This is a genomic window from Vibrio sp. Y176 (assembly GCF_033438945.1).
Map to the genome: position 1 here is coordinate 1 of NZ_JAWOQS010000390.1, position 773 is coordinate 773.

At 49.8% G+C, this 773-nt stretch carries 1 protein-coding gene; it reads left to right on the top strand.

The features are described 5' to 3' along the window. The coding region (locus R7O13_RS26240; protein WP_318305125.1) for a UvrD-helicase domain-containing protein at positions 1 to 773 on the top strand (773 nt) is incomplete at both ends.

Below are 773 nucleotides of genomic sequence, written 5' to 3' on the forward strand. Positions count from 1 at the left end.
GCAGCACCTCTAGAAAACTTGCTCGTCCTTGCTGGTGCAGGGAGTGGTAAGACTCGTGTTCTTGTTCACCGTATCGCTTGGTTGATGTCGGTAGAACAAGCGTCTCCATTCTCAATCATGTCGGTAACCTTTACCAACAAAGCGGCAGCGGAGATGCGTGGCCGTATTGAAGAGTTGATGATGGGCAGTGCGTCAGGCATGTGGAATGGTACCTTTCACGGTATTTGTCACCGCATTTTGCGCGCGCACTATCTTGATGCCAAGCTACCTGAAGACTTTCAAATCATCGACAGCGACGATCAACAACGTTTACTGAAGCGTCTGATCAAAGCACAAAATCTGGATGAAAAGCAGTGGCCTGCACGCCAAGTGGCTTGGTGGATTAACGGAAAAAAAGACGAAGGTCTGCGCCCAGTACATATCGATGCTTACCACGATCCCGTGACCAAGACCTACTTGCAGCTATACACCGCTTATCAAGAAGCGTGTGACCGTGCAGGTTTGGTCGACTTCGCAGAAATTCTGCTTCGCGCTCATGAGCTACTGCGCGATAACAAGTTTGTCCGCGAGCACTACCAGGCACGCTTTAAACACATTCTGGTTGACGAGTTCCAAGACACCAACAATATCCAATACGCTTGGCTACGCATGATGGCAGGGCCTGAGTGTCACGTGATGATTGTGGGTGACGATGACCAATCGATTTACGGTTGGCGCGGAGCAAAAGTCGAAAACATTGAGAAATTCACCCGTGAATTCCCAAGCGTAACCAC